This window comes from Pseudomonas sp. p50(2008) (assembly GCF_015351605.1).
Lineage (GTDB): Bacteria > Pseudomonadota > Gammaproteobacteria > Pseudomonadales > Pseudomonadaceae > Aquipseudomonas.
Map to the genome: position 1 here is coordinate 43,707 of NZ_JACMYF010000015.1, position 24,633 is coordinate 68,339.

Consider the following 24,633-nt stretch of genomic DNA (forward strand, 5'->3'; position numbering starts at 1 on the left):
TAATTGTGGCCATATGTCGCGCGCCGCTTGTTTCTGAAGCTTCTGTCTTGCAGCTTGAAGCTTATGACTCGAAGCTCCCCGGAGGGCCTATGAGCTATGTGATCGACCGACGTCTCAATGGCAAGAACAAGAGCACGGTGAACCGTCAACGGTTTCTGCGGCGCTACCGTGATCACATCAAGAAAGCCGTCGAAGAGGCGGTCAGCCGGCGTTCCATTACGGACATGGAACATGGCGAACAGATCAGCATTCCCGGTCGTGACATCGACGAGCCGGTGCTTCATCACGGCCGTGGTGGCAAGCAGACTGTCGTGCATCCCGGCAACAAGGAATTCACCAGCGGCGAGCATATTGCACGTCCGCCGGGTGGGGGTGGCGGTAGAGGTCCAGGCAAGGCCGGCAATTCGGGTGAAGGGATGGACGAGTTCGTCTTCCAGATCACCCAGGAGGAATTCCTTGAATTCATGTTCGAGGATCTCGAGTTGCCGAACCTGGTCAAGCGCAACCTGACTGGCACGGACACCTTCAAGACCGTTCGAGCCGGGATCAGTAACGAAGGCAATCCATCGCGGATCAACATCATCCGTACCCTTCGCTCAGCCCATGCCCGACGCATTGCATTGTCCGGCAGCAGCCGGGCAAAGTTGCGTGAAGCGAAAGAGGAACTGCTGCGACTGAGACGGGATGAACCGGATAACTTCGGCGATATTCAAGAAATTGAAGCTGAAATCGAAAAACTCAGCGCGCGAATCCATCGCGTGCCATTTCTCGACACATTCGACCTCAAGTACAACCTGCTCATCAAGCAACCCAACCCCAGCTCGAAAGCAGTGATGTTCTGCCTGATGGACGTTTCCGGCTCCATGACCCAGGCAACCAAGGACATCGCCAAGCGCTTCTTCATCTTGCTGTACCTGTTTCTCAAGCGTAACTACGACAAGATCGACGTCGTGTTCATCCGCCACCACACCAGCGCCCGGGAAGTGGACGAGGAGGAATTCTTCTACTCGCGGGAAACCGGCGGCACCATCGTCTCCAGCGCCTTGAAACTGATGCAGGAGATCATGGCCGAGCGCTATCCAAGCAATGAGTGGAACATCTACGCCGCTCAGGCTTCGGACGGTGACAACTGGAATGACGACTCACCGATCTGCCGCGACATTCTGATCAACCAGATCATGCCGTTCGTGCAGTACTACACTTACGTCGAGATCACCCCACGCGAACATCAGGCTCTGTGGTTCGAATACGAACGGATAGCCGAAGCCTTTTCTGAAACGTTTGCCCAGCAACAACTGGTCTCGGCCGGCGATATCTATCCGGTCTTCCGTGAACTCTTCCAGCGCAGGTTAGTGACATGACCGCCAAAGAGCAGAAGCGCCAACCCATTTCCACCGGCTCCGAATGGACGTTCGAGCTGATTCAGGCCTACGACCGTGAAATCAGTCGTATTGCGGCTCGCTACGCACTCGATACGTACCCTAACCAGATCGAAGTGATCACTGCTGAGCAGATGATGGATGCCTATGCCTCGGTAGGTATGCCACTGGGTTACCACCACTGGTCCTATGGCAAACACTTCCTGAGCACCGAGAAATCCTACAGTCGAGGCCAGATGGGGCTCGCGTATGAAATCGTAATCAACTCAGACCCGTGCATCGCTTATCTGATGGAAGAAAACACAATCTGCATGCAGGCGTTGGTGGTTGCGCATGCCTGCTACGGGCACAACAGCTTTTTCAAAGGCAACTACCTGTTCCGCACCTGGACGGACGCCAGCTCGATCATTGATTACCTCGTGTTTGCCAAGCAATACATCATGCAGTGCGAAGAGCGCCATGGCATCGATGCTGTCGAGGACCTGCTGGACTCTTGCCATGCATTGATGAACTACGGCGTGGACCGCTACAAGCGCCCCTATCCGATATCAGCGGAAGAGGAACGCCGCCGGCAAAAGGACCGTGAGGAACATTTGCAGAAGCAGATCAACGATCTGTGGCGCACGATTCCAAAAGGCGCGGACAAATACAGCGACAAGGATAACGCACGCTTCCCCGCCGAACCTCAGGAAAATATCCTGTATTTCATCGAAAAACACGCTCCACTGCTTGAGCCATGGCAGCGGGAAATCGTGCGAATCGTGCGCAAGATCGCCCAGTATTTTTATCCGCAACGCCAGACTCAGGTCATGAACGAAGGCTGGGCCACGTTCTGGCACTACACGTTGATGAATGACCTGTATGACGAAGGTCTTGTCACCGACGGTTTCATGATGGAGTTTCTGACTTCACACACAAGTGTGGTCATGCAACCGGGATTCGACAGCCCTTACTACAGCGGCATCAACCCTTACGCATTGGGTTTTGCCATGTACAGGGACATTCGGCGCATGTGCGAAAGCCCAACGGAGGAGGACTATCGCTGGTTCCCGGAGATTGCCGGTACGGACTGGCTGTCGAGCATCAAATTCGCCATGAGCAGCTTCAAGGACGAGAGCTTCATCCTGCAGTACCTGTCGCCGAAAGTGATTCGCGACCTGAAGCTCTTCAGCATTCTTGACGATGACCAGAAAGACGATCTTCTGGTTCCCGCCATTCATGACGAAGGAGGCTATCGCACTATTCGCGAAACCCTGGCAGCGCAGTACAACCTGGGTAATCGGGAGCCCAATGTGCAGATCTACAGCATCGATCGGCGCGGTGATCGCTCCTTGACGCTGCGTCATCAGCAGCACGACCGCAAGCCTTTGGGAGAATCGACCGAGGAAGTGCTCAAGCATCTGCATCGGCTCTGGGGCTTCGATATACACCTGGAAACCCTGCAAGGGGATCAAGTGACGAAAACCCACCACGTGCCGCCAAAAGGTGAGCATTCCGAAAGTGATTATGGCCGTCTGGACTTGGCTGTCATTCATCTTTGAACCGGTTTCGGCCTCCGTTAGCTCGACGCAAAGGTTATCCTGTCGAGCTAACGGAGGTTTTTTATGCAGATTTATAAAGTCGGTGGTGCAGTACGTGACCGCCTGCTGGGCAAACCTGTCACCGACATCGATTGGGTTGTCGTCGGGGCCACCACCGAGGAAATGCTCGCCAAGGGTTTTCGGCCGGTGGGATCTGATTTTCCGGTTTTTCTTCATCCAAAAACCGGCGAGGAATATGCGCTTGCTCGCACAGAACGCAAGAGCGGACGCGGCTATGGCGGCTTCACCTTCCATGCCAGCCCCGAAGTTACCCTTGAAGAAGATCTGATTCGCCGCGACCTGACAATTAACGCGATGGCCGAAGACGACCAGCAAAATCTGACGGATCCTTACCAAGGTCAAAAAGACTTAAAAGAGCGCCTGCTACGCCACGTTTCCCCGGCGTTTGCCGAAGATCCCCTTCGTGTGTTGCGCGTTGCCCGCTTTGCCGCCCGTTACGCGGCGCTGGGCTTTACCGTCGCGCCTGAGACTTTGGAGTTGATGCGTCAGCTCAGCGAGTCCGGCGAGCTGGAAGCCTTGACCGCCGAACGCAGCTGGAAGGAAATTTCCCGCGCCCTGATGGAAGACCAGCCGCAAGTATTCATCGAAGTACTGCGCGAATGCGGCGCGCTCAAGGTCCTGATGCCTGAGGTCGATGCATTGTTTGGTGTACCGCAGCCTGAAGTTCATCACCCGGAAATCGACACGGGCGCACATACGCTCAGCGTCCTTGAGCAATCGGCCCTCCACAAGCAACCGCTTACGGTGCGTTGGGCTTGCCTGCTGCATGATCTGGGCAAAGGTCTGACGCCAGAGGAAGAATGGCCGCGCCACATCGCCCACGAGCACACGGGCCTGAAGCTGATAAAAGCGGTTAACCAACGCTTCAAAGCGCCGCGAGACTGCCAGGAGCTGGCGCTGTTGGTGGGCCAATATCACACCCATGGTCATCGCGCTTTGGAACTGAAGCCTTCGACCTTGCTGGAGTTACTGCAAAGCTTTGACGTCTATCGGCGACCACAGCGGTTCGAAGAGTTTATAGCGGCGTGCGAGATGGACGCTCGAGGACGCAAAGGTCTGGAGCAGAGAAGTTATCCACAAGCGGATTATTTGCGTGGCGCGGCAACTGCCGCCAGAAGTGTGGCCGTTCAACCGTTGCTGGAGAAAGGATTCAAGGGACCAGAGCTGGGGGAAGCGATCAAGCGCGAGCGTTTGAAAGCGCTCAAGGCTTACAAGGAAGCCGCCTCGGCTTGAAAAGCATCGCGGGCTTGCCCGCTCCCGCAGGTACGGTGTCGACCTTGTGGAAGCGGGCTTGCCTGCGATAGCGTCACAGCAATTCTAAGGGGGTCAGCTGCTCACCGCGCCACTCGAATGCCACTGGCGCCAACACTTGATCGATCTGCGCCTCGCGCCACAACGTCGCAAAGCTTTTGCCTACGCCCGGATGCACGCGATCCGCGGCAATGAGCGACAAGGGCCACAGCACGAAGGCATTTTTCAGGATTTCTGCTCGCGGCAGGATCAAGCCATCGAAGTTGCCTACCAGGTCGCCGAACAGCAACACATCGATGTCCAGGGGCAAACCCTTGCGGTCCGGTGCGTAGCGACCATTGTCCGCCTCGATGAATTTCAGCCGTCGATCAAGCTCCATCAACGGCAGGTCGGTAAACGCCGAAACTACGAAGTTGAAAAATGGCCCGCTCTTGATCCCCACCGGCTGGCTTTCGAAGACTGCCGAGCAGCGGATATCCACCAGAAAACCAGCGAGCGCATCCAGACCCGCCCGTAGATGGGTTTCGCGCTCGATATTGCTACCGAGCCCGAGATACACCTGAGTCAGCGACATCCGCGCTCGATCTCCACGCCCACACCACCTTTGGCAGCGGGAACCGCACCAGGCTTGGTCAGCTTGAGGCGCACCCAAGTGATCTTGAATTCACTCATCAATACTTCAACCAGGCGCTCGGCGAAGGTTTCGACCAACTGAAACTGAGCCTGCTCGGCAAACGCCTGAATGCGCGACGAGACGCTGGCGTAATCAAGTGCCAAGGTCAGGTCGTCACCGGCGGCAGCAGGGCGGTTGTCCCAGGCAAAACTCAGATCAAGACGCAAGCACTGTCGGATGCCTCGTTCCCAGTCGTAGGCACCAATCACGGTGTCGACTTCCAGGCCCTCGATAAACACTCTGTCCAAGCACTTCTCTCCGCTGCACGACAAGGGCGCAATGCGCCGTTAGAATCAGGGCGTCCTCGCCCGGAATAGTTAGCATGTTTTGGTTACTGGCGACTTTCGCCTACCTGCTCGGCTCGCTGTCCTTCGCCATTTTGCTCAGCCGCCTGACCGGTAACCCCGATCCGCGAATGAGTGGCTCAGGCAATGCCGGCGCCACCAATATGTTGCGCCTGGCGGGCAAAAAACTCGCCGTGCTGACCTTGCTGGGCGACCTCTGCAAAGGCTTGCTGCCAGTACTGATCGCAAGTCTTGCAGGCCTTTCACTGCAAGAACAGGCCTGGATCGGCATCTGCGCCGTCATCGGTCATCTGTTCCCGATGTATTTCCGCTTTCGTGGCGGCAAAGGCGTCGCCACCGCTGCCGGCATGCTGTTGGGCCTCTACCCGCCCGCCGCGTTGCTGGCGGTTTGTGCGTGGCTCCTGACGTTCTACCTGACCCGTACCAGCTCACTGGCGGCACTGATCGCCACACCGCTAACCCTGCCCCTGCTCGCCTGGCAAGAGCCGGCGGCATTGCTGCCCATGAGCGTGCTCACCGGGCTGATTGTCTGGCGTCACCGCGGCAATCTACGCGACCTGTTTGCCGGGCGCGAACGGCATTTTTAAATGCCGCGCATGAGTACCGCTCATCAGAGTGGCGACAACTGCTCCATCGGCCACCGCGCCTGCACGCTGATCGCCAGACTTTCGTGCTGGCCGGCTTGCAGTCGCTGGCAACCGGCAAACGCGATCATCGCCCCGTTGTCGGTACAAAACTCCGGACGCGCGTAAAACACATCGCCTTTCAAGTCGCCGAGCATCTTTTCCAGCGAAGTGCGCAGGGCCTTGTTGGCGCTGACGCCTCCAGCGATCACCAGACGCTTCATACCCGCCTGTTTCAGGGCACGCTTGCACTTGATGGTCAAAGTCTCCACCACGGCCTGCTGGAACGCCAGCGAGATGTCGCAACGGGCTTGATCACTGTCGTCCCCGGCACTGACACACTGCTGCCACGTGTTCAGGGCGAAGGTTTTCAGACCACTGAAACTGAAAGCCAGACCCGGTCGGTCGCACATCGGACGCGGGAAAGTGAAACGTCCTGCTACTCCCTGCTCCGCCAGGCGCGCAATTTCCGGCCCACCCGGATAATTGAGGCCCATCATCTTCGCGGTTTTGTCGAAGGCTTCACCAGCGGCGTCGTCAAGAGTCTCGCCCAACAGGGTGTATTGACCGATTCCGTCGACCTGAACCAACTGCGTATGACCGCCCGACACCAACAAAGCGACGAACGGAAATTGGGGGGGCTGCGCCTCCAGCATGGGCGCCAGCAAGTGACCTTCCATGTGGTGCACGCCCAACGCTGGAATGCCCCAGGCAAAGGCCAACGCCTGGGCGCACGAAGCACCCACGAGCAAGGCACCCACCAGGCCAGGACCCGCGGTATAAGCGATGGCGTCGATCTCGGTAGGCACACAGCCCGCCTCTGCCAACACCTGGCGAATCAAGGGCAGCATGCGCTTGACGTGATCACGCGAGGCCAGCTCCGGCACCACACCGCCATAGGCACGATGCAGGTCAATCTGGCTAAACAGCGCGTCGGCCAACAAACCGCGCTCACTGTCGTAAAGTGCGACACCAGTTTCGTCGCAAGAGGTCTCTAATCCCAGTACTAGCATGGGTTTGCGCCTTGTTTAGGCTGAATTCGAAGGCGCGCATAATAGTCCCCACGCGATGCCCCGACCAGCGGTTTTCGATCAGAGGCTTTGCATTCCGAGCGATGAGGGGTTAACATCCGCAACCCTTAAAAACCGACGTCTTCAAGTGCTCTTTTGCCGCGAGGATGTTGACCCCGGTAATGAATGAAGGTAGCTCTGGATGCCAGCCGTCAAAGTAAAAGAGAACGAACCCTTCGACGTAGCTCTGCGTCGTTTCAAGCGCTCCTGCGAAAAAGCCGGTGTACTGGCTGAAGTTCGTAGCCGCGAATTTTATGAGAAGCCAACTTCTGAGCGTAAGCGCAAAGCAGCAGCCGCTGTTAAGCGTCACGCGAAGAAAGTTCAGCGCGAACAGCGCCGCGCCGTTCGCCTGTACTAATACACAGACGTTCGTAGCAAGCTTCTGCCAAGCCCGGCCCTCAGCCGGGCTTATGGCATTTGCGGAAAACGCTTGATGCTTCACCGTCAAAGTCGCAGACGCGACCTAGACAAATCTGCTTCACAGCGTCAGACCTGGCTCTTTTGCCAGCGGTGCACGTCTTTTCTGACGAGCCTTCCAAGGCTACTGACGAGCACACCCACTGATTCCTCTCACGACGATCAGCCCAAGGCACCTTCTTGCGTGCCCGCTTATGAGCTATCCGAGGCCATTGACTGGCCGTTGCGGAGTTCAGCGCAATACTTTCAAAAAGTCGAATACTGATTGGTACTAACGTCAGTGGATTTTCGGCAGATACACTTCCCGACAGCGATTACGCAAACGACACCGTTTGAGCCGCCAACCTTGCGCGTCTCAAGCAACGAACCACGCTCGTTCGTCGTAAGTTTTGGATCCACTTCATCGCAGATGACGAGAACGCCATGGCCGGGCTAATTCCCCAGAGCTTCATTGACGACCTTCTGAACCGCACCGACATCGTCGATGTAGTCAGCTCGCGCCTGCAAATGAAAAAAGCCGGCAAGAACTACACCGCCTGCTGCCCGTTCCACAAAGAGAAAACCCCCTCCTTCAGCGTCAGTCCCGACAAGCAGTTCTATTATTGCTTCGGCTGCGGCGCTGGCGGCAATGCACTCGGCTTCATGATGGACCACGACAACCTGGACTTCATCCAGGCTGTCGAAGAACTGGCCAAAGCCGCGGGCATGGAAATACCCCGAGAAGAAAGTGGCCGACCGCATAAACCGCGACAGCCAACCGACTCCCCCCTGTACCCACTGCTCACCGCCGCTGCCGACTTTTATCGTCAGGCACTCAAAAGCCATCCATCGCGCAAAGCCGCTGTGGATTACTTGAAGGGACGTGGATTGACGGGCGAGATCGCACGGGACTTCGGTCTCGGCTTCGCGCCACCCGGCTGGGACAATCTGTTCAAACACTTGAGCAGCGATACCCTGCAACAGAAAGCCATGGTCGACGCCGGCCTATTGATCGAGAACGCCGAAACCGGCAAACGCTATGACCGCTTTCGCGATCGCGTCATGTTCCCGATTCGCGATAGCCGGGGGCGCATCATCGCGTTCGGCGGCCGGGTATTGGGCGACGACAAACCGAAGTACCTGAACTCTCCAGAGACCCCGGTCTTCCATAAAGGCCAGGAGCTCTACGGCCTTTATGAAGCGCGCAAGAACAACCGCAACCTGGACGAAATCATTGTTGTCGAAGGCTACATGGACGTTATTGCCCTCGCCCAACAAGGCCTGCGCAACGCCGTCGCCACCCTGGGCACCGCCACCAGCGAAGAGCACTTGAAGCGACTGTTTCGCGTCGTACCCAACGTGCTGTTTTGCTTCGATGGCGACCAGGCTGGCCGCAATGCTGCCTGGCGTGCACTGGAAGCGACGCTGCCGTGCCTGCAGGACGGACGTCGCGCTCGCTTTCTTTTCCTGCCCGAGGGCGAAGACCCGGACACCCTGGTTCGCTCCGAAGGCACTGACGCGTTCCGGGCTCGCATCAATCAGCACGCTCAACCGCTGGCCGATTACTTTTTTCAGCAGTTGACCGAAGAGTCGGACCCACGCTCGCTTGAAGGCAAGGCCCACATGGCCACCCTCGCTGCACCGCTGATCGACAAGGTGCCGGGTGCAAACCTGCGCATCCTGATGCGTCAGCGCCTGACCGAAATTACCGGTCTCAGTGGCGAAGCGGTCAGCCAGCTGGTGCAAAGCGCACCGCAAGATGCGCCGCCGGCCTACGATCCGGGCATCGATTACGATGTCATGCCTGACTACAGCGACTACCATCAGCCGCAAGCGCAAGACATGTACGCGCCGCAGCAGGAATGGACGCCGAAAAAACCCGGCGCTGGCGGCAAAAAGTGGGACAAGAAGCCTTGGGACAAGAATGGCAAACGCGGCGGCGATCGTGATCAACCCCGCGCGCCACGCACGCCAATTGCGGTGGAAGCCCCGACGCTGATCGCGCTGCGCACCCTTATTCATCATCCCGATCTGGCTGGCAGGGTAGAAACCGCCGACCACTTCGCCAATGAAAGCAACACATACGCACAGTTGCTGGTCGCCCTTATCGGGGCCGTGCAAAAAAATCCTAAGCTAAACTCAATTCAGTTGATGGCCCGCTGGCACGGGACCGAACAGGGGCGATTGCTCAAGGCATTAGCGGAAAAGGAATGGCTGATTGATGGCGACAACCTTGAACAACAGTTTTTAGACACCATTACTAGGTTATCGGCAGCTCAACACACGGATAGCCTGGAAGCACTCATCAGAAAAGCCAGGCAGCCAGGATTGAGTGCAGAGGAAGCAAATCAGATCGCAAATCAGATGCGCGACCTATTAAAACGCAATATGGCTGTATCAAACCCGACCTCAACTGGCGCGTGAGGTCATAGCTCAGGTATAATCCTCGGCTTGTTTTTTGCCCGCCAAGACCTTCAGTGGATAGGGTGTTATGTCCGGAAAAGCGCAACAGCAGTCTCGTATCAAAGAGTTGATCACACTTGGTCGTGAGCAGGGCTACCTGACTTACGCGGAGGTCAACGACCACCTGCCGGAGGATATTTCAGATCCGGAACAGGTGGAAGACATCATCCGCATGATCAACGACATGGGGATCAACGTATTCGAGGTTGCGCCAGATAAGGATTCCCTTATGCTGGCCGACGCCGATACCGACGAAGCCGCGGCCGAAGAGGCAGCAGCAGCGTTGGCAGCGGTCGAGACCGACATTGGTCGCACCACCGACCCAGTGCGCATGTACATGCGTGAAATGGGTACGGTAGAGCTCCTCACACGTGAAGGCGAAATCGAAATCGCCAAACGTATTGAAGAGGGCATCCGCGAAGTGATGGGCGCAATTGCGCACTTCCCTGGCACGGTTGACCATATTCTCTCCGAATACACTCGCGTCACCACCGAAGGTGGCCGCCTGTCCGACGTCCTGAGCGGTTATATCGACCCGGACGACGGCATTGCGCCGCCTGCTGCAGAAGTGCCACCGCCTGTCGATCCGAAAGCCGTGAAAGCGGACGACGACACCGAAGACGATGACGCCGAAGCAACGACTGATGACGAAGAAGAAGCCGAAAGCGGTCCGGATCCGGTCATCGCAGCACAGCGTTTTGGCGCTGTCTCCGATCAGATGGAAATCACCCGCAAGGCGCTGAAAAAGCACGGTCGTGGTAACAAGCTGGCAATCGCCGAGCTGGTGCTTCTGGCTGAGCTGTTCATGCCGATCAAACTGGTTCCGAAGCAATTCGAAGGCCTGGTCGAGCGTGTTCGCAGTGCCCTGGATCGTCTGCGTCAGCAAGAGCGCGCGATCATGCAGCTTTGTGTTCGTGATGCTCGCATGCCACGTGCCGACTTCCTGCGCCAGTTCCCGGGCAACGAAGTTGACGAAAGCTGGACCGATGCGCTGGCCAAAGGCAAAAGCAAATACGCTGAAGCCATTGGTCGCCTGCAGCCGGACATCATTCGTTGCCAGCAAAAGCTGACCGCGCTGCAAACCGAAACCGGTTTGACGATCGCCGAGATCAAGGACATCAACCGTCGCATGTCGATCGGTGAGGCCAAGGCCCGCCGCGCGAAGAAAGAGATGGTAGAAGCGAACTTGCGTCTGGTGATCTCCATCGCCAAGAAGTACACCAACCGTGGCCTGCAATTCCTCGATCTGATTCAGGAAGGCAACATCGGTTTGATGAAAGCGGTAGACAAGTTCGAATACCGTCGCGGCTACAAGTTCTCGACTTATGCCACCTGGTGGATCCGTCAGGCGATCACTCGCTCGATCGCCGACCAGGCCCGCACCATCCGTATTCCGGTGCACATGATCGAGACGATCAACAAGCTCAACCGCATTTCCCGGCAGATGTTGCAGGAAATGGGTCGCGAACCGACCCCGGAAGAGCTGGGCGAACGCATGGAAATGCCTGAGGACAAGATCCGCAAGGTATTGAAGATCGCTAAAGAGCCGATCTCCATGGAAACCCCGATCGGTGATGACGAAGACTCCCATCTGGGTGACTTCATCGAAGACTCGACCATGCAGTCGCCAATCGATGTCGCCACCGTTGAGAGCCTTAAAGAAGCGACTCGCGAAGTACTGTCCGGCCTCACTGCCCGTGAAGCCAAGGTCCTGCGCATGCGCTTCGGTATCGACATGAATACCGACCACACCCTCGAGGAGGTTGGTAAGCAGTTCGACGTGACCCGTGAACGGATTCGTCAGATCGAAGCCAAGGCGCTGCGCAAGCTGCGCCACCCGACGAGAAGCGAGCATTTGCGCTCCTTCCTCGACGAGTGACAACAAAACCCCCGGCCCAGGCCGGGGGTTTTGCTTTATGCAGATTAAATCCCCCGCGCCTCCCTCCCGCCGAATTGCCCGTCTACACTCGAAACATTCCCCCGAGCCATAACGAGACCGTTATGCCCAGACTGCCGACCGTGCTTTTTTTGCTGTCGCTGATGACCTGGACCGCAACGGCTGGCGCGCTGACTCTGACCGACGAAGAACGTAGCTGGCTGACGGCCCACCCAGACCTGCGTCTGGGTGTAGATGCGTCATGGCCACCCTTTGAGTACCGCGACGACCAGGGCCGTTACCAGGGCCTTGCAGCGGACTATATCGACATGATCCGCCAACGCCTGTCCATCAAGCTCACCCCCATCGAGCCCGTTAACTGGACAGTCGTTCTGGAGCAGGTCAAACAAGGCAAAATCGATCTGTTGCCAGGCATCATGTCGACTCCGGAACGCCAGACCTATCTGTCGTTCACCCGCCCTTACCTGGACTTCCCGATCGTCATCCTTGCCCACGTCGGCGGCGCCCAACCACGCAAAATCGAGGACCTGTACGGACTGAAAATTGCCGTCGTCGAGAACTATGCCCCTCACGAACTGCTGCGCAATCATCATCCCGACCTGAATCTGGTGGCGATGCCCAACGTCAGCTCGGCATTGCAGGCACTGGCGACCGACGAAGTAGACGCGGTGGTCGGCGATCTCGCCTCCAGCGTCTGGAGCCTGCGTCAGCTCAAGCTTGAAGGCCTCTATGTCAGTGGCGAGACCCCCTACCGCTACCAACTGGCAATGGCCGTACCCAAGGACAACAAGGTACTGGTCGGCATTCTGGACAAAGTCCTGGCAGACATGTCCCCGTCTGAAATCAGTGCCATTCAGGAACACTGGGTAGGCAACGTCCTCGATCACCGGACTTTCTGGTCAGATCTGCTGGTGTATGGCCTGCCGGGACTGCTGTTGCTAATCACCGTGCTGGCCATGGTGATCCGTATCAACCGCCGACTCAGCTCGGAAATCGCCAGGCGCGTCGATCTGGAACAGGAACTGCGTAGCAGCGAGTACCACTACCGCGGGCTGGTGGAGAGCCTTTCCGCGATTGCCTGGGAAGCGCGCATCAGCGACTTCACCTACAGCTACGTGTCGCCCCATGCCGAAGACTTGCTCGGTTACCCACTGTCCCACTGGCTGATTCCGGGCTTCTGGCGCAGCATCATTCACCCCGCCGACCTTACCCGCACTCAAACCTTCTGCGATCACGAAGTATTGGCCGGTCGCGATCACACGGTGGATTACCGGGTAATCACCGCTGACGGCAGGTGCCTGTGGGTGCGCGATATTGTCAGCTTGATCGAACATGGCCATGAACCGGTCCTGCGCGGCTTGATGATCGACATCAGTGACGCCAAGCGCACCGAAGAAGCCTTGCGCCTCTCGGAGCAGAAATTTGCTTCGGTGTTCCAGCAATGCCCCGACATCCTGGTGATTGCGCGACTCTCCGACGGCTGCCTGATGGAGGTCAACGAGGCGTTCGAAGAACAGATCGGCCTCACCGCTCAAGAAGTCATCGGCCAGACGGCCACCGACCTGAACATCTGGGGCATTCCCGGCGTCGGCCCGGGACTGCTGCAGCGGTTGCAGGCCGGTAGCATTCGCAACCTGGAAATGCCCTTTCGCCGCAACAATGGCCAGGTGTTTACCGGCCTGATCTCGGCCGAACCGTTCGATCTGGTTACAACCCCGGCACTGGTCGTGGTCGTGCGTGACATCAGCCAACTCAAGGAAACGCAGCAGCAACTGCAAATCTCCGAAGAGAAATTTGCCAAGGCCTTCCATGCGTCCCCGGACGGATTACTACTGTCGCGTCAAAGCGACGGCTTGCTTCTGGAAGTCAACGACGGCTTCAGCCGCATTACCGGTTTCAACAGCGCGATGTCGGTAGACAGGTCGTCTCTGGAGCTCGGGATCTGGGTCAACCTCAACGAGCGCAAGCAGATGCTCGATTTGCTCAAGCGAGACGGCTTCGTCCGTGACTTCAGTTGCCACATCCGCCGCAGCGATGGGCAAATCCGTCTCTGCGAAGTGTCCAGTCGCCCGCTGCCGATCGGCAATGAAGACTGCATGCTTACCATCGCCCGGGACATCACCGAGCGCCACCTCATGCAGGAAAAACTGCAACAGGCCGCCACCGTATTCGAAAGCACCGCCGAAGGTGTGTTGATCACCGACACCCAGCAGCACATCAGCGCGGTCAATCGCGCGTTTACCGAAATAACGGGCTACAGCGAAAGCGAAGCATTGGGCCACACCCCTCGCCTGCTCGCCTCAGGCCTGCACGACAGTGCTTTCTATGCCGCAATGTGGCATCAACTCACCGCCGAAGGGCATTGGCAGGGCGAGATTTCCAACCGGCGCAAAAATGGCGAGCTGTACCCGAGCTGGCTAACGATCAGCGCGGTGCGCAACCGGGACAAATTCATTACTCACTTTGTCGCCGTGTTTGCGGACATCTCCAGCCTCAAGCATGCCCAGGCCAAGCTCGACTACCAGGCGCACCACGATCCGTTGACCGGGCTGCCCAATCGCACACTGTTCGAAAGCCGACTGCTCACCGCACTCAACAATCAACAAGAAAACGGCGGTCAGGGCGCCGTGCTTTTCCTCGATCTGGATCGCTTCAAACACATCAATGACAGCCTTGGTCATCCGGTCGGCGACTTGCTGCTCAAAGGCATTGCCGTTCGATTGAAAGAGCAGCTGCGCGACATCGACACCGTGGCGCGACTGGGAGGCGACGAATTCATCATCCTGCTTCCCGGCCTGCAACAGTCCAGCGACGCCGATAACATTGCCAATAAACTGCTGAATTGCTTCGCCGCCCCTTTCCAGGCCGGTGAGCACGAGTTTTTCATCAGCGCCAGTATCGGCACCAGCCTGTATCCACAGGACGGCTGCGACGTCGCCACGCTGGTCAAAAACGCCGACGCCGCGATGTACCGCTCGAAGGCAAAGGGTCGCAACAGGGTTGAAAGTTACACACGCGACCTCACCGCTCAAGCCAGCGAACGCGTGGCGCTGGAACACGAACTGCGACGCGCCATCGAGCGCAACGAGCTGCACCTCCATTACCAACCGAAAATCAGCCTCGACGACCATCGCCTGGTCGGGGCCGAAGCGCTCATTCGCTGGCGTCATCCAACTTTCGGCGATGTACCGCCGGAACACTTCATTCCGCTGGCCGAAGAAAACGGCATGATCCTGCAAATCGGCGACTGGGTGCTCGAAACCGCCTGCCGACAGATGTTCGAATGGAACCAGGTCTACCAGCCCTTGGGCCCGCTGTCGGTCAACCTCGCGGGTGCACAACTGCGCCAGCCAAACCTGCTGGGACGCATCGAGCAACTGCTCAAGGACAACCGGCTCAGACCCGATCTATTGCAACTGGAAATTACCGAAAACTTCATCATGAGCCAGGCCGAAGAAGCCTTGGCCGTGCTGCATCAACTAAAATACCTGGGTGTGCAGCTGGCGATTGATGATTTCGGAACCGGTTATTCGTCCCTGAGTTATCTCAAACGCCTACCCCTGGACATCCTGAAAATCGATCAGTCTTTCGTCCGGGGCCTGCCTGATGACCCCCACGACGTGGCGATCGTGCGAGCAATCATTGCCTTGGGAAGCAGCATGCAATTCACCGTGATCGCCGAGGGCGTCGAGACGCAGGCGCAGCAACACTTCCTCGCGGCGGAAGGTTGCGAACAGATCCAGGGCTACATCGTCAGCCTGCCACTTCCACCGGACGAATTCGCCGAGACGTTTCTTCGTATAGCAGTTTCAGACTTTTCGGATAGCACAGCAGAGAAACCGTCGTTATAATCCGCGACCTACTGAGGGCCTATAGCTCAGTTGGTTAGAGCAGAGGACTCATAATCCTTTGGTCCACGGTTCAAGTCCGTGTGGGCCCACCAAACAAAAAAGCCGCGCAATTGCGCGGCTTTTTCGTGTCTGACGTTTGGTTGTGTTTGTTATTTGCAGCGCTGAACAACATCACGGCAACTGTCAGTCCAAACACTGGACGAAGGGATGGCTTGCACCGCGCGCAGCCGCTCCAGCATCGGCCCGGTGTACACAACCTCATACGTATCCGCCGCTCGCCCCCATTGCTCCACCAGAGTCATCGCGTCCACCAGCGTCACTGCCAGTTCCGATATCGTATCGGCCTGATCTTCGATGATTTCCTGAGTCCGAAACCACAGCCGATCAGTCATCGCTTTAAGCTGCGCCTCTATGCGCTCGCCCGACGCAGGAATGGTTTGCGGGTAGGCGATGTTGCGCAGCAGATGCTGAAGCTCCCTGATTTTTGCGTAATCCTGCTCAGCACCCTGCTCACCTTTAAGGATGGCTGTGGCTTTGGGCTTATCGACGCGCTTGGCGGCTGAAGGTTTTGAAGGCAGTGTTTGCGCCATCGCGCCAGCCAGGAGAACCATCATCCGGGCGCCCAAATGTTCCTTCATGGCGTCCATCGACGCAATTGGCCGCACCAAGCCAATGGAAGCGCCACCTTTATGCCTCAAGTCTCTCGTCACCATCAGGGTCACACCGCCCGTTTCAAATCCCAGCGCGCGGGCCACGACGTAGTGTCCCATTTCGTGTTGGGCAACTTGCAACGCACGGTCGCGTACTGCGGTAGGTAGCGTTGTTGTCATGCCCTTCACCTCGCACCTTCGCCTGCCTCAATCCTAGTCGATTTTTACACCCTCTTTTTCGCCCAGCAAAAAGCCGCGCAATGGCGCGGCTTTTCGTGTCTGCGATTCAACCTTTACTCAGGCAACGCATACGCAATCACATAGTCCCCCCGATCCGGCGACTGACGCGCGCCACCCACGGTGAGCAAGATGTACTGCTTCCCGGTCTTCGGCGAAACATACGTCATCGGCCCGGACTGGCTGCCAACCGGCAAACGGGTTTTCCAGATCTCGTTGCCGTTGCCGGTATCGAAAGCACGCAGGTAAAAATCCTGGGTTCCCGCGAAGAACAGCAAACCGGACTGGGTGGCCAGCGACGCGCCAAGGGTCGGCATGCCGATCGGGATCGGCAAGTGCATGCGAATCCCCAGCGGGCCGGTGTCCTGAACGGTGCCAACCGGCACTTGCCAGACCAGCTTGTGGGTCTTGAGGTCGATGGCGGACATCGTGCCGAACGGTGGTTTCTGGCAAGGAATGCCGGCCGCCGAAAGGAAACGTTCGCGCATCGCCCCAAACGGCGTGCCTTCCTGCGGTACCACGCCCATTTCGATACCACTGGCACCCGCAGCGATCTTGTCGCGGGGGATCATGTAGTTGGCCAGACCCAGGCGCATGTCGTTGACGAACATGTAATGGGTGTTCGGGTCCACCGACACACTGCCCCAGTTCATGCCGCCCAAGGATCCCGGGAATTGCAACGCACGATCAAGGCCAGGCGGGGTATACACGCCCTCGTGGCGCATGCCCTTGAACTGAATCCGGCACATCAACTGGTCGAACGGCGTGGCGCCCCACATGTCCGATTCGGTCAGTTTCTGATTACCAATCGACGGCATATCGACCGAGAACGGCTGGGTCGGCGAATAACGCTCACCGGGCACGTTACCTTGCGGCACCGGACGCTCTTCAACACGGGCGATCGGCACGCCGGTTGCACGGTTGAGCAGGAAGATCTCGCCCTGCTTGGTGACCTGTGCCAACGCAGGCTGCATGACGCCCTTGTCATCCGGCACGTCGTACAGCAACGGTTGCGCAGGCAGGTCGAAGTCCCACAAGTCGTGGTGAGTGGTCTGGAAGTGCCAGCGCACTTGGCCAGTTTTCACGTCGATAGCGACGATGGACGAGTTCCACTTGTCATCGAATTCGGTGCGCTGACCGCCGAAGAAGTCCGGAGTGGCATTGCCGGTCGGCAAGTAAACCAGACCCAGCTTGGCGTCGTAGGACATCGCCGACCAGACGTTCGGGGTGCCGCGGGTATAAGTCTCCCCCGCTGGAGGGCGTTTGGTCGTGTTCGGGTTACCCGGATCCCACGCCCACACCAGCTCGCCACTGCGCACGTCATACGCACGAACCACCCCTGGCGGCTCGCCGGTGGAATAGTTGTCCGCCACGCGACCACCGACAATCACCACATCACCGGCCACCAAAGGTGTCGAGGTTTGCTGGTAGTAGCCCGGTTTTACTTCGCCCATGTCGGTTGTGAGATCGACCGTTCCCTTGATGCCAAACTCTTCACACGGTTTGCCGGTCTCGGCATTGATTGCAATAAGACGCGCATCACCGGTCGGTAGAAACAGACGTTTCGTACAGGCCGCTGGCTGATTGTCCGGGGCCGCAGGGGTTTCTGAATATCCCAGGCCTCGGCAGCGTTGCCAGTTCGGCGCAGTGCCTTGCGGATCGAACTTCCAGCGCTGTGCACCCGTGTCAGCGTCGAGTGCGAAGACTTTGCCGTACGCCGTGCAGGTGTAGAGGGTGTCGCCGATCTGCAGCGGCGTGTTCTGGTCTTCCGCGCCTGCGCCGGTGCTTTGCGGCAGGTCACCGGTGCGGAAAGTCCAGGCCACCTGCAGCTTGCCGATATTGCCCTTGTTGATCTGGTCCAGTGCAGCGAAGCGGTTGCCCGCCGTCGTATTGCCCCAATGAGCCCAGTCCTTCTGCTCGGTACCCGGTGTCACCGGTGTCACCGATGGTTCACTCGTGGCCTTGACCACGTGAGTTGGCACGAACATATAGGCCAGTGTTGCAACCACGCCGACGCCCAGAATGCCTGCCAGGCCATAAGCGCCACGCCCCGCCGCTGCGCCGGAAGCCCGCACCAGCGTGGGATAGATCAGGGCGACAACCAGTCCGATCACGGCAAATGTCAGCACGCGCGAGACCAGCGGCCAGTACTCGAAACCGGTGTCCCACACGGCCCAAAGCGCGGTCAGGATCAGCGCCAGGCCATACAGCCACGCCCCTTGCGGTTTAAGGCGAGCGATCATCAGCCCGGAAACCAGCATCGCCAACCCCATCAGCAGGAAGTACCAGCTTCCGCCCAGTGAGATCAGGTAAGCACCACCACCGGCAAGGCCGAGCCCGATCAAGGCAATCAGGACACCCAGCCCCCGCAGCAACCATTGGCTGCCGCCGGCAGCCCCAGAATTATTCATGTCAGTCATTTTCCCCAAGTGTGACAATTGAGAAATGATGTACTACCTAGTTACTTATGGCAAATTGTCGCAGCTGAAAATGTCCTGAACGGTACTGAATACGGATCAGGCATCCGTTGTGCGAGCGGTGCCTGTAACATGCCAATCCACTGATCTGTGCCGCTGGAGACGCCCCTTGCCTGACATTCGCCCACCCGTTCTTGACGAAATCGATCGCCAACTGATCGCCGCCTTGCAGATCAATGCCCGCGAAAGTGTGGCCATGCTCGCTCGCCAACTGGGCATCGCCCGCACCACAGTGACTTCGCGACTTGCCCGACTGGAAAAAGCAAAAGTCATCACCGGTTACGGCGTGCGACTGGGTCAGCGAGTAGTGGATGGCGGATTGCAGGCGTATGTCGGGATCACCGTGCAGCCGCGCTCGGGCAAAGAAGTGCTGAGACGCCTCAGTGCGATGGCGCAGGTTCAGCAATTGTGTGCAGTGAGTGGTGAGTTTGATTACGTGGCGTGGCTGCGCACTGAATCGCCCGAGCAGCTGGACCAGTTGCTGGATCAGATCGGGAGTGTGGACGGCGTGGAGAAGACCACGACGTCGATCATCCTCAGTAGCAAGATTGACCGGGGGCAACCGGTTTAAACACGATTCCTTGTGGAAACGAGCCTGCTCGCCCCCACAGTGGACAGTATGCATCGACAGGTCGTCATTTTGATCAGTAGATAGGCAAAACGACGACACTTTGCGTCTTATTAACGTGTTCTACGCTCTCTAGAATGGCTGCCATCTTTTCCTATACTCAGATGCGCCTAACGCGTCGGGTCGCCAGCAAGGTCAGCCATGAACAAGAATAATCGCCATCCTGCAGACGGTAAAAAACCAGTCACCATCTTTGGTCCTGACTTTCCTTTCGGCTTCGACGACTGGATCGAGCACCCGGCTGGCCTGGGTAGCATTCCCGCACACAATCACGGTGCAGAAGTCGCGATTGTCGGTGCCGGTATCGCGGGCTTGGTGGCAGCCTATGAATTGATGAAACTGGGCCTCAAGCCCGTCGTTTACGAAGCCTCGAAAATGGGCGGACGCCTGCGTTCCCAGGCATTCAACGGCGCTGAAGGCATCGTCGCCGAACTCGGCGGCATGCGTTTTCCGGTGTCATCCACCGCGTTTTACCACTACGTCGACAAGCTCGGTCTGGAAACCAAACCTTTCCCGAACCCGCTGACGCCAGCTTCGGGCAGCACCGTCATCGACCTGGAAGGTAAAACCCATTACGCAGAGAAGCTGGCGGACCTCCCGGCGCTGTTCCAGGAAGTCGCAGACGCCTGGGCGGATGCACTCGAAGCCGGTTCGCAGTTCTCCGATATCCAGCAAGCCATCCGCGACCGCGACGTGCCGCGCCTCAAAGAGCTATGGAACACCTTGGTTCCACTGTGGGACGACCGCACTTTCTACGACTTCGTCGCCACCTCCAAAGCCTTCGCCAAGTTGTCGTTCCACCACCGCGAAGTGTTTGGCCAGGTAGGTTTCGGCACGGGTGGCTGGGACTCCGACTTCCCTAACTCGATGCTGGAAATCTTCCGCGTGGTGATGACCAACTGCGATGACCATCAGCACCTGGTCGTCGGCGGCGTGGAACAAGTCCCCCTCGGCATCTGGCGCCATGTGCCGGAACGTTGCGTGCACTGGCCGCAAGGCACGAGCCTCAGTTCGCTGCACAGCGGTGCACCGCGCTCTGGCGTGAAAAAAATTGCCCATGCGCCGGACGGACGTTTTACCGTCACCGACAACTACGGCGACACCCGTGAATACGCGGCTGTTTTGACAACCTGCCAGAGCTGGCTGCTGACCACCCAGATCGAATGCGACGAAACCCTGTTTTCGCAAAAGATGTGGATGGCCCTGGACCGCACCCGTTACATGCAGTCCTCGAAAACATTCGTGATGGTCGACCGACCATTCTGGAAGGACAAGGACCCGGAAACCGGCCGCGACCTGATGAGCATGACCCTCACCGATCGCCTGACCCGCGGCACTTACCTCTTCGACAATGGCGACGACAAGCCCGGTGTGATCTGCCTGTCTTATTCGTGGATGAGCGACGCGCTGAAGATGCTCCCGCACCCGGTCGAAAAGCGCGTGAAACTGGCGCTGGACGCCTTGAAGAAGATCTACCCGAAAGTCGACATTGCTGCGCGGATCATCGGCGACCCCATCACCGTGTCATGGGAGTCCGATCCGCATTTCCTCGGCGCTTTCAAAGGCGCCCTGCCCGGCCACTACCGCTACAACCAGCGCATGTACGCACATTTCATGCAGCAGGACATGCCCGCCGAACAGCGCGGGATCTTCATCGCCGGCGACGATGTTTCATGGACGCCAGCATGGGTCGAAGGCGCGGTGCAGACCTCCCTTAACGCGGTCTGGGGCATCATGAAGCACTTCGGCGGTGAAACTCACGCCGAGAACCCGGGTCCAGGAGATGTGTTCAACGAGATCGGTCCGATCGCCTTGCCCGAGTAAAAGGAGTTCCAAATGCGCGTAGCCCTTTACCAATGTCCGCCGCTGCCCCTTGATGTTGCCGGCAATCTGCATCGCCTGCATCAGCTCGCGCTGGAGGCCAAGGGTGCAGACTTGCTGGTGCTGCCGGAGATGTTCCTGACCGGTTACAACATCGGCGTCGATGCCGTCAGCGTACTGGCCGAAGTGCACAACGGTGAATCGGCGCAGCAGATCGCGCGCATTGCCAAGACAGCCGGGATCGCCATTTTGTATGGCTACCCCGAGCGCACCGAGGACGGTCAGATCTACAACTCGGTGCAACTGATCGATGCCAACGGTGAGCGCCTGTGCAATTACCGCAAGACTCACCTCTTCGGCGATCTTGATCACTCCATGTTCAGCGCCGGCGGTGACGAGTTGCCGCTGGTCGAACTTAACGGCTGGAAGCTCGGTTTCCTGATCTGTTACGACCTGGAGTTTCCGGAGAATGCTCGTCGCCTTGCCCTGGCGGGTGCCGAGCTGATTCTGGTGCCGACGGCGAACATGGTGCCGTTCGATTTTATCGCTGACGTCACCGTCCGCGCCCGGGCCTTCGAAAACCAATGCTATGTGGCCTACGCCAACTACTGCGGGCACGAAGGCGAGATTCACTACTGCGGCCAGAGCAGCATCGCCGCGCCGGATGGCAGCCGCATTGCCCAGGCCGGTCTCGATGAAGCGCTGATTGTCGGCGAGCTGGATCGTCAGTTGATGGTCGACTCGCGGACCGCGTATCACTACCTTATCGATCGTCGCCCTGAGCTTTACGGCGAGCTGAACAAGCGCTGATCCACCGTTATCCGCTAGCATTAGCGCTTCTCTGTTCTGGAAGTGCTCATGCCTGCGTTGAATCCCTCCCGCCCCCACACTGAAACCCTGGCCAATGGCCTACGGGTGACGCTGCGTCATGCGCCACACTTGAAGCGTTGCGCCGCTGCGTTGCGGGTTGCTGCAGGCAGTCACGACGTGCCATTGGCATGGCCGGGGCTGGCGCACTTTCTTGAACACCTGCTGTTTCTCGGTACCGCGCGTTTCCCTGCGAGCCAAGGGCTGATGGCCTACGTGCAGGGTCACGGCGGCCAGGTCAATGCGCGGACCAGCGAACGCACCACTGACTTCTTCTTCGAACTGCCGCCGCAGGCATTTGCCGGTGGGCTGGAGCGTCTGTCGGACATGCTCGCTCACCCGTGCATGAACCTGGACGATCAGTTGCGGGAACGGGAAGTACTGGAGGCGGAGTGTGTTGCCTGGTCTCAGGACGCGGCGGCTCAACAGGAGCGCGCGCTGTTCGACGGACTCTCGGCGACTCATCCACTGCGTGGCTTTCATGCGGGCAACCGCGACAGCCTGCCCGTCTCGCAACCTGAGTTCCAGCAGGCGTTACGCGACTTTCATCAGCACTTTTATCAAACCGGACAGATGACGCTGAGTCTGGTCGGGCCACACCGTATCGATGAACTGCGAGCGTTGGCCGAGACCTTCGGCAGCGCCATTGCAGCGGGTGCAACAGTCCCGCAACAAACACCCCCTGCGCTGATGGATGCTTTAGGCAAAAGTTATCAACAGGCTGCTGACCATCGACTCGATCTGCTGTTTGCCTTCGAAGCTCTTGCGGATTCGTCGTCCCAAGCGCTGGCCTTTCTGTGTCATTGGCTCAACGCGGCAAAACCCGGCGGCCTGCTGACCGAGCTGCAGGCTCGCGGGTTAGCGGAGCATATGAACGCCACGCCGCTGTATCGGTTTGGCGGCCAGGCCCTGCTGGACATCGAATTCGCGACCACTCAATCGCAGAAGACACTGCGCGAACCACTTCTGGATTGGCTGGGATTTTTTGCCAGCCACCAACCCTGGATCGGGTTGCGCGAAGAATACAGCGCCCTCCTGCACCGTGAGCAGCAGGTAGCTGGCGCGTTGAAATTGGCTCAACTTGATGTCACACAGCAGGAAACCGGGTTATCCGACCAGGGCGTTATTGCACTTCGAGAAATCCTCAAACAAATGGGCGCTGTGGATAACTTCAGCGGCCAATGGCAGCTGCCAGCACTCAACCCGTTTCTGCGCAGCGAGGCGCCAGCACCGAACGCCGGCCTGATTCGTGGCCAGACCAGCAAACACCGAGGTTTGCGCACTTTTGCTCAGGATCGCTCGCGCACCCGTCGTGAACATTCGCCAATGCAATTCAGTCAGGCATTGCCGGATCACACCGATGAAGGCGCGGTGTACCTACGCTGGCAACTGGCGGCCAGCCCTCACAGCAACCTGCAAGCGAACCTGGAAACCCGTCTTCAGCCATTACGCGAAGACGCGCGTCAGGCCGGTATCGACTTCTCCTTCAGCGCATCAGGCAATCAATGGTTACTGAAGATGACCGGCCTGCAAGAACCGATGCCGACCATCCTCGAACATGCGCTGAAAGAGCTGACAAAATCCGATGCGGACGCCCCGCTGCCAGCACCGCAGAAGGTGGCACTGATTCCGATTCGGCAGCTGCTTCAAGCGCTGCCGGGCCACTGCCTTGAGCGCACCGCTGACTCGGACGACCTGCAGCAACTCTGGTTAGGAGCGCGCTGGGATGGACTCGCGACTGGTCTGTCCGCGCAAACACAAGCGGCGATGGGCTTTGCCTTGAGCCGGGTGCCGGGCGCTGCGGACAATCAATCGACGCCCGCGCCCTCGATCCACGCTCAGCACCTGTGGACCGCCATCGATACACAGTCCAATGAGCATGCGTTACTGCTTTTCTGTCCCACGGCGACCCTGGACATCACTGATGAAGCAGCCTGGCGTTTGCTCGCGCATATATGCCAGACGCCGTTTTATCAGCGCCTGCGTGTAGAGCTGCAACTGGGTTATGCGGTGTTCAGCGCCCTGCGTCAGGTCCACGGGCAGACGGGAATTCTGTTCGGTGTGCAGTCGCCGACAGTGGCTCCGGTAGCGCTGCTGGAGCACGTGAAAACATTCCTGGTCGACTTGCCGGGCATGATCGAACGCATCGACGAAACCACCTTCGTCGCACAGCGCCAATCCTTGGCCGATCAATTCGACAGCGCCACGCTTCCCGACACCCAGGCGGCCGAACTGCTCTGGCAAGCAAAGCTGGCCGGCCACTCGTCGGATTATCTGGAGCGTCTGCCCCGTGCCATTCTGATGATCGACCGGCAGGCTTTACTGGCCGCTGCAACACGACTGATTCACGCCGACGGCGGTTGGCGCTGTCTGGCCAGCGGGGCAAGCCCTGGCTCACCCTGGCAAGTGGCAAAATGATCTTTACCGGTGGCGCAATTAGCTTT

At 58.3% G+C, this 24,633-nt stretch carries 17 protein-coding genes and 1 tRNA gene; 13 read left to right on the forward strand and 5 right to left on the reverse strand.

Annotated elements, in window-relative coordinates; genetic code table 11:
• The first annotated feature begins 89 nt into the window (after positions 1 to 89).
• From H7698_RS29815 to H7698_RS29825, 3 genes are all read left to right on the forward strand, one after another.
• Positions 90 to 1,361 (forward strand): YeaH/YhbH family protein, encoded by a 1,272-nt coding sequence (locus tag H7698_RS29815; RefSeq protein WP_162436261.1) that lies wholly within the window; start codon positions 90 to 92, stop codon positions 1,359 to 1,361.
• Positions 1,358 to 2,920, forward strand: a complete 1,563-nt coding sequence (locus tag H7698_RS29820) for a SpoVR family protein (protein WP_162436260.1) — start codon at positions 1,358 to 1,360, stop codon at positions 2,918 to 2,920. The genes H7698_RS29815 and H7698_RS29820 overlap by 4 nt, the downstream gene beginning before the upstream one ends.
• Before the next feature lie 63 nt (positions 2,921 to 2,983).
• Positions 2,984 to 4,213: a multifunctional CCA addition/repair protein gene (locus H7698_RS29825; protein ID WP_194693797.1), complete on the forward strand. Its 1,230-nt coding sequence runs from the start codon at positions 2,984 to 2,986 to the stop codon at positions 4,211 to 4,213.
• Between the two features lie 73 nt (positions 4,214 to 4,286).
• On the opposite strand, the gene folK is transcribed toward H7698_RS29825, so the two are convergent.
• Positions 4,287 to 4,805 carry a 2-amino-4-hydroxy-6-hydroxymethyldihydropteridine diphosphokinase gene (folK, locus tag H7698_RS29830; RefSeq protein WP_194693798.1) on the reverse strand — a complete coding sequence of 173 codons (519 nt, stop codon included), beginning with the start codon at positions 4,803 to 4,805 and terminating at the stop codon, positions 4,287 to 4,289.
• Positions 4,796 to 5,152 (reverse strand): dihydroneopterin aldolase, encoded by a 357-nt coding sequence (gene folB / locus H7698_RS29835; RefSeq protein ID WP_194693799.1) that lies wholly within the window; start codon positions 5,150 to 5,152, stop codon positions 4,796 to 4,798. The genes folK and folB overlap by 10 nt, the downstream gene beginning before the upstream one ends.
• Before the next feature lie 74 nt (positions 5,153 to 5,226).
• On the opposite strand from folB, the gene plsY reads away from it, so the two are divergent.
• Positions 5,227 to 5,796 (forward strand): glycerol-3-phosphate 1-O-acyltransferase PlsY, encoded by a 570-nt coding sequence (plsY, locus tag H7698_RS29840; protein ID WP_194693800.1) that lies wholly within the window; start codon positions 5,227 to 5,229, stop codon positions 5,794 to 5,796.
• A gap of 23 nt (positions 5,797 to 5,819) precedes the next feature.
• Here plsY and tsaD read toward each other — a convergent pair whose 3' ends face one another.
• Positions 5,820 to 6,845, reverse strand: coding sequence for a tRNA (adenosine(37)-N6)-threonylcarbamoyltransferase complex transferase subunit TsaD (gene tsaD / locus H7698_RS29845; RefSeq protein ID WP_162436255.1), 1,026 nt, complete (start codon positions 6,843 to 6,845; stop codon positions 5,820 to 5,822).
• 199 nt (positions 6,846 to 7,044) lie between these two features.
• Between tsaD and rpsU the strand changes: the two genes are divergently transcribed.
• The 5 genes from rpsU to H7698_RS29870 all read left to right on the forward strand — a co-directional run bounded on the left by rpsU (position 7,045) and on the right by H7698_RS29870 (position 15,601).
• On the forward strand, positions 7,045 to 7,260 hold the full coding sequence (rpsU, locus tag H7698_RS29850) for a 30S ribosomal protein S21 (protein ID WP_002551877.1): 216 nt from the start codon (positions 7,045 to 7,047) through the stop codon (positions 7,258 to 7,260).
• A gap of 482 nt (positions 7,261 to 7,742) precedes the next feature.
• Positions 7,743 to 9,722, forward strand: coding sequence for a DNA primase (dnaG, locus tag H7698_RS29855; RefSeq protein WP_194693801.1), 1,980 nt, complete (start codon positions 7,743 to 7,745; stop codon positions 9,720 to 9,722).
• A 67-nt stretch (positions 9,723 to 9,789) separates the two neighbouring features.
• Positions 9,790 to 11,640, forward strand: coding sequence for an RNA polymerase sigma factor RpoD (rpoD, locus tag H7698_RS29860; protein WP_162436253.1), 1,851 nt, complete (start codon positions 9,790 to 9,792; stop codon positions 11,638 to 11,640).
• 122 nt (positions 11,641 to 11,762) lie between these two features.
• Complete coding sequence (locus H7698_RS29865) at positions 11,763 to 15,509, forward strand: EAL domain-containing protein (protein ID WP_194693802.1); 3,747 nt, start codon at positions 11,763 to 11,765, stop codon at positions 15,507 to 15,509.
• A 15-nt stretch (positions 15,510 to 15,524) separates the two neighbouring features.
• Positions 15,525 to 15,601: transfer RNA gene (locus H7698_RS29870), tRNA-Ile, on the forward strand.
• Positions 15,602 to 15,658: 57 nt separating this feature from the next.
• Here H7698_RS29870 and H7698_RS29875 read toward each other — a convergent pair.
• Together H7698_RS29875 and H7698_RS29880 are read right to left on the reverse strand one after the other, a co-directional pair.
• Complete coding sequence (locus H7698_RS29875; protein WP_194693803.1) at positions 15,659 to 16,339, reverse strand: peptidase M41; 681 nt, start codon at positions 16,337 to 16,339, stop codon at positions 15,659 to 15,661.
• A gap of 113 nt (positions 16,340 to 16,452) precedes the next feature.
• Positions 16,453 to 18,807 (reverse strand): glucose/quinate/shikimate family membrane-bound PQQ-dependent dehydrogenase, encoded by a 2,355-nt coding sequence (locus H7698_RS29880; protein WP_194693804.1) that lies wholly within the window; start codon positions 18,805 to 18,807, stop codon positions 16,453 to 16,455.
• A 175-nt stretch (positions 18,808 to 18,982) separates the two neighbouring features.
• On the opposite strand from H7698_RS29880, the gene H7698_RS29885 reads away from it, so the two are divergent.
• The 4 genes from H7698_RS29885 to pqqF all read left to right on the forward strand — a co-directional run bounded on the left by H7698_RS29885 (position 18,983) and on the right by pqqF (position 24,607).
• Positions 18,983 to 19,444 (forward strand): Lrp/AsnC family transcriptional regulator, encoded by a 462-nt coding sequence (locus H7698_RS29885; protein ID WP_162436249.1) that lies wholly within the window; start codon positions 18,983 to 18,985, stop codon positions 19,442 to 19,444.
• Positions 19,445 to 19,642: 198 nt separating this feature from the next.
• On the forward strand, positions 19,643 to 21,325 hold the full coding sequence (locus H7698_RS29890; protein WP_162436248.1) for a flavin monoamine oxidase family protein: 1,683 nt from the start codon (positions 19,643 to 19,645) through the stop codon (positions 21,323 to 21,325).
• Between the two features lie 12 nt (positions 21,326 to 21,337).
• Positions 21,338 to 22,132, forward strand: coding sequence for a carbon-nitrogen hydrolase family protein (locus tag H7698_RS29895; protein ID WP_194693805.1), 795 nt, complete (start codon positions 21,338 to 21,340; stop codon positions 22,130 to 22,132).
• Positions 22,133 to 22,180: 48 nt separating this feature from the next.
• The gene (gene pqqF, locus H7698_RS29900) at positions 22,181 to 24,607 is read left to right on the forward strand and encodes a pyrroloquinoline quinone biosynthesis protein PqqF (RefSeq protein WP_194693806.1); all 2,427 of its coding nucleotides are present in this window, start codon (positions 22,181 to 22,183) and stop codon (positions 24,605 to 24,607) included.
• Positions 24,608 to 24,633: the final 26 nt, after the last annotated feature.